The following is a 5,085-nucleotide window of genomic DNA, read 5'->3' on the forward strand; positions in this document are numbered from 1 at the left end:
CTGTATAATTATCCTTATAATTCAACACTGTAGTTTCTAGTTTCTAGTTTATAGCCCGAGCATCCCTGTTCGGGCTTTTTTTATGATTTTTCACGTTCCACGCCTACTTATTGAGCAATGTTCCACGGCTTTAATAAGCCCAGGTGAATAATCAGGAAGCCTGGGCTTTTTCTTTTTGGCGTTTATCCAGCTCTTTTTTCAGCTCCTTTTTATCCTGGTACGATGCGATCAGCATGATCGGGATCAACAGCGGGGCCACAATAATGCCTAGGGCAATGTCTTTCAGTTTCGGCATGATCTTTCTCCCTTAGTCATTATCAAAAACAGCATTCAGTACACGGCCAAATAAGCCACGTTTTTTCTTTGTCTCATAATGCGTATTTGGTACGTGTTTTGGTGTTTCATTAGGGCGTGTCACCAATGTCTCATGGGATGTTTTAATTTCACTATCTCTATTATTATCAATAGTTTCACTTATTCCACTATTGTTGTCGCATGGTGCATCATTGGAATGTGTCACTGGTGTATCATGAGACATTTTTTCTTCAGACTCTTTATGCCCTAATAGCAATTGAAAGCGGTCTATTTGATCTAAATAGCGTTTCTCACGATCTTTGTATGACTCAATTTCCTTTTTCATAAAATCAACAAGCTGACGTAAATCAGCATCATCTTTAGACTGATCCACTTCTTGTTTTTGTTCATGCTTTTTGATCGGCTCTCCAAAGCATCGGATGACTTCTGCAATATCAAAAAGACCATCAGCGCTTCGAGATATACGCCCTTCTTTTATGGCCCTATATAGCGTAGAACGACTGACGTTAAAGCGGTTAGATACTTCACTTAGTGATAATTTAGCCATTTACTAAATCCTTTTATTTAATGGCATATATCCCACTTTTTTTAGGTATGGATATAGTTCTTTGATTTTTTCAGGATCGTGAAGCATCTCAGCAATACGAATAGCAAATTGTGGATAGCTTTCAGTTCCCTGGGAATACCGACCCATTTCCGGTAGCTCTGAAAGTTTATTGGCAAACATGTGGCGTTGTGCATCGGTCATTTGGGTAAAGAGATCTACCGTGTTTGGATCTCTTTCTGAAGGTATCGAATCAATTTTTTTATGCTTAAAAGTGAATGATAAGCCTGAGATAGATCTTCCTGTTTTGTACTGTTCGTATTTTACATGTATATCAGTCAGCTCATTGATTTGCTTTATGGCTGGTTCTAAAACACGACTTTTAAAATTAACCATTTTTTGATATTCATTCATCTCAAGTCCTAATTTTTCTCTGAACTCAGATAAAGAAATAACAGGTGTTTTTCCTACGTCTCTCCAAGCAATTAGAAACTCATATAGACGAATAGCATATTTGCTAGTTAGTTGCGCAACCTGTTTAAGTTGATAGCTCGTAAAGTGCTTTTCCAATCTTGTAATAAGAGGAACAACATCTGGTGCAAAGGTAACTTCTAATGTAGCAAGGTCATCAACATATGCAATTCGGCTAACCCAGCGGGATTTGACTACAATTTCTTTGTTTGTATCTTTATGAATTTCCTTAAAAGAGAACTTTCTTTCAAAAAGATTATTAACTGCATTTTTTAGAGCGTTATACGCAGCTTCTTTGGTGACATCAAAGCGAGAAGCATAATCAGAAGCATGGATTTCTAATTTACTGTCGGATGAGATCCCTTGGCCTGTTTCTCTTGCTCTTATTATTGATAAAAGGATAAGCCGTTGCTCGGTTACTTCGAGATTATAACTGGCATTAATTAAGGCATTATCTTTTACTACTAAGTCATTTTTCATAAGACTGCATAGGTTATAAGTGTTATTAAGACTACATTAGCATTCGATGTAATCAAATGCAAAGAAATTGTAGTCTTATGACAAAGAAATTGTAGTCTTATGACAAAGAAATTGTAGTCTTATGACAAAGAAATTGTAGTCTTATCCACCTTGAAAGCCTTGCAAACAAAGGTTTTCAGAGAGTCTAAAAGCATTAAAAACTTTAAAAATAATTAAAAGCCAAGGTAAGGAAAAATTGCCCTATGTTTTCGCTACGCTCAAACTCTATTGAACTTCGCTTTCGCTCAGTTCGTAGGGCAATTTTGGCTTAAAATTTCGTGACTTTTTAAAAAAGAAAAGCAACTAGGAATTCGCTTCGCTCATAGAACTTTTTCACTCGCTTCGCTCGACATAAAGCCACCGTAATCAGTTCGCACCCATTCGGGATGCTCTGATTCTGAGTTCTTGATACACAGGGGAGCCTGTAATCAGGGAAAAACAGGTGAAAAAATTTAGATCCCTGTAGTTCGCTCGTAGACACTCGCTAAATGCTCTCATTTGCGATTTAAGAGTTTTTTCTTAACTCAACTATAAATCACTGTGGTTTAGCAAAACATCGCTAAAAACCCTATTTTTTTTGCGTTTAAACAGCATTCACCAAGGTCGGTAATCGTTGTTATTTTCATTTTCTGGTTTTTTAGGCTCGTTTTTCTGCTGTTTTTCCAATTCTTGGCGTTTTAAAAATGCCAAATGTTCTCGTTCGTGTCTTTCTTGTTCATAGCGTTGTTCTTTTTGCTCTCGTTCTTTACGTAATTGCTCTCTAAATTCACTTTCTCTGCGATCATTTTCAATTCTTCGTTGGCGATCTACTTCCGCTTGGCGTACTTGCTGCATTCTTTCTTGTTCAATTTTGAGATCATCTGCCCGTTTTGCTTTAAGGAGGGGACTCATATCATCATTAAAATCATGTAGGGTATCGAATGAATGAACGTACTCTCGTTTTAGCTTCTGCCAAAACGAGGGTTTTATCGTTGGTCGTTCAATCCCATTATTTTCCAGTATCTCTGAGCATTGGCCTAAGCGTTTGACGACATTCTCAATATCGTATTCTTTAGCAAGTTGTTCGACCTCTGTTGCGTATTCTCTCCAGTTCTCATTTTTTGCCTGTTCTACTGATTTTTCAGTCGCATAAAAATCAGGTTTTTTTATATCTCTGTAAGTATGATGATAAGAGTCATAAAACAAATTATTGGTATGTAGGTAAAAATCGCTTTTGTTTTCTGCTAACCATCGTTTTGTCTTGGTGAGATTTGATTCAATCTGCTTTTGATTATCAGCAGCATTGCTTTGAATGGTGTAAAACTGATTGGCAAATTCTGCATAAATATCTTGGCACCGGATGAAGTCATCATATGCGTTGTCGATCTGTTGAACCTGTTGTTCTTGCAGGCGTTCTTCTTCTAGGTTGAGATTTACTAATTCTGCTAAAAGCTCTTTTTCTTCTGCTTCGGTTAACTGAAGTTCGTTTTCCAGCTGGGTAATCTGATCTTCTAATCGACTTGGAACAATAATTTCTTGATCAAGGCCCTTGATGATCTGTTGGTATTCTCGTGCAGCATCTAAATTTTTGGCTTTGATTGCATCATTTTCAAGTGCAATTCTTGGTAGCACAATTTCAGTGTTACGTTCTTCAAGCGGTCTTTTTTGTTCCTCGTCATATTGTCTGCGAAGTGCTGTAGCTTCATGCCCTTCATGATGAGTGGGTTCAAGAAAGTCTAAGCCCTGATCCTTGTAACTCCGGTGGTCGATGCGTTCGTCTAGTCCGGCATTTTCCAATACTGTGTTTACAACATTGGCAAAAGTTGCTCGGCTGTCCTTCAGGATCTCGGGACCATGGTCGTTGAAGATTCTTTGTTTCTTTCCTAATTCGCCTTTTTCATTGATGAGTCTGGTCGTGAACATCATGTGTACGTGATAGTTTTTATTATTGGTTTCATCGTTATGTTCATGTGGTGCATGGATGCAGGCATCGACAATAACATTGTGCTTGTTCACAAAGTCTCGGCAAAAGTCATCAACGATTTTTATGCGTTCTGCATCTGTTAATTCATGTGGTAAAGCACAGATATATTCTTTGGCGAGTCGTGCATTGGCTTTCATTGAGCCATTGGCATTGAATTCTTTTTTTTCTACTGTATTCCAAAGTGTTTGACGGTCTAAAAGTTTTGTATTGGTATGTTCTGGTGCATAAATATTTTTGTATGCAAGTCCCTTTTTTTTAGTGTAGTCCTGAGTCTTTCCAAAAGTCAGATCCTCTAATTTTTCACAGGCACGATAAGCAGCACAAGCAACGGCTGAACGTCCGTCACTTCGTGAGATGTTGCTTTCATTCAAATGAAAAATTGCCACTTTAAAAACCTAAATTTCTGCATACCGTGGTTTTGATTTTTGCAACTTTGAAAAAGTTGCTGACCATGCTAAAGCGAGGTCATGGGGTACAGGGGTTTCCCCTGTCGCAACGTCCACTTTTGAATGAAATGATAAAAGTGGGTAAGTGCGCCCTTCGTTTCACTCCGGGAAAACTTCGCTTCGCTACGTTTGATATTGCTCGCTTTGTTTTTTGACTCTATGATGATGTTTGATTATTGATCATCACGGTTTAATACTATGTCAGATATTCAAGAAAAGAAAGATGCAGTTTTAAAGAAACTCACCAAAGCACAGCAGAAAAAATTATCCCTGCAAGAGCAAATTGAGTATTTAAAAAAAGAACAAGAGCAGATCTTAGAACAGGCAAAACAGAAACAGAATGAGCTTAAACTCAAACAGCAAAAACTTTTAAGCGAAGCAAAAGCCCAAGAACGGAAAAATGAAACTAGACGGAAAATTTTGCTTGGCGCTTGGGTTTTGAATAAATTTAAGAATGATGAATCTTTTAAACATCAATGGGCTGATTTTGAGCAGTTTTTAAGTGCGGAAAGTAAGACAGAAGAAAATAGACAGAAAGATAAAGAGCTTTTTAATGATCTTTTTAAGGGATAAGTTCTAAATTTCATATAAGAGATTTTATGTTAAATAGCCCTCGATTGAGGGCTATTTTTTGAAGTTTCGTATAACGTGTATTATGTTAATTTTAGAAATTCTAATAATTACATCTTACCTATTTGAAGTTTTTAGCTTTACTCAAAGCTTCAATAGCCGCTATTCTTTGATTTGGAATAGTACTTCTTGAAAGTGTTAGAAGACGATCAACTGCCTTTTCTCCACCAACGTTACCCAAAGCTTTAATAGCTGCT

6 protein-coding genes are annotated in these 5,085 nt (G+C 37.2%); 1 reads left to right on the forward strand and 5 read right to left on the reverse strand.

Annotated elements, in window-relative coordinates; all coding sequences use genetic code 11:
- Positions 1 to 151 precede the first annotated feature (151 nt).
- From AVJ19_RS22285 to mobQ, 4 genes are all read right to left on the reverse strand, one after another.
- A complete protein-coding gene (locus AVJ19_RS22285; RefSeq protein ID WP_171334252.1) occupies positions 152 to 295 on the reverse strand; it encodes a hypothetical protein in 144 nt (47 codons plus the stop codon).
- Between the two features lie 12 nt (positions 296 to 307).
- On the reverse strand, positions 308 to 862 hold the full coding sequence (locus AVJ19_RS20205) for a plasmid replication DNA-binding protein (protein ID WP_068975321.1): 555 nt from the start codon (positions 860 to 862) through the stop codon (positions 308 to 310).
- A gap of 3 nt (positions 863 to 865) precedes the next feature.
- Positions 866 to 1,810 carry a replication initiation protein RepM gene (gene repM / locus AVJ19_RS20210; protein ID WP_068912167.1) on the reverse strand — a complete coding sequence of 315 codons (945 nt, stop codon included), beginning with the start codon at positions 1,808 to 1,810 and terminating at the stop codon, positions 866 to 868.
- Between the two features lie 633 nt (positions 1,811 to 2,443).
- Positions 2,444 to 4,198 (reverse strand): MobQ family relaxase, encoded by a 1,755-nt coding sequence (gene mobQ / locus AVJ19_RS20215; protein WP_228203419.1) that lies wholly within the window; start codon positions 4,196 to 4,198, stop codon positions 2,444 to 2,446.
- Between the two features lie 258 nt (positions 4,199 to 4,456).
- On the opposite strand from mobQ, the gene AVJ19_RS20220 reads away from it, so the two are divergent.
- Positions 4,457 to 4,831, forward strand: coding sequence for a hypothetical protein (locus AVJ19_RS20220; protein WP_086322809.1), 375 nt, complete (start codon positions 4,457 to 4,459; stop codon positions 4,829 to 4,831).
- A 118-nt stretch (positions 4,832 to 4,949) separates the two neighbouring features.
- Here the strand turns inward: AVJ19_RS20220 and AVJ19_RS22925 are convergent.
- A partial coding sequence (locus AVJ19_RS22925) for a HEAT repeat domain-containing protein (protein WP_162626674.1) occupies positions 4,950 to 5,085 on the reverse strand: 136 nt, incomplete at its 5' end.

Source organism: Acinetobacter sp. CFCC 10889, assembly GCF_003268395.1.
Lineage (GTDB): Bacteria > Pseudomonadota > Gammaproteobacteria > Pseudomonadales > Moraxellaceae > Acinetobacter.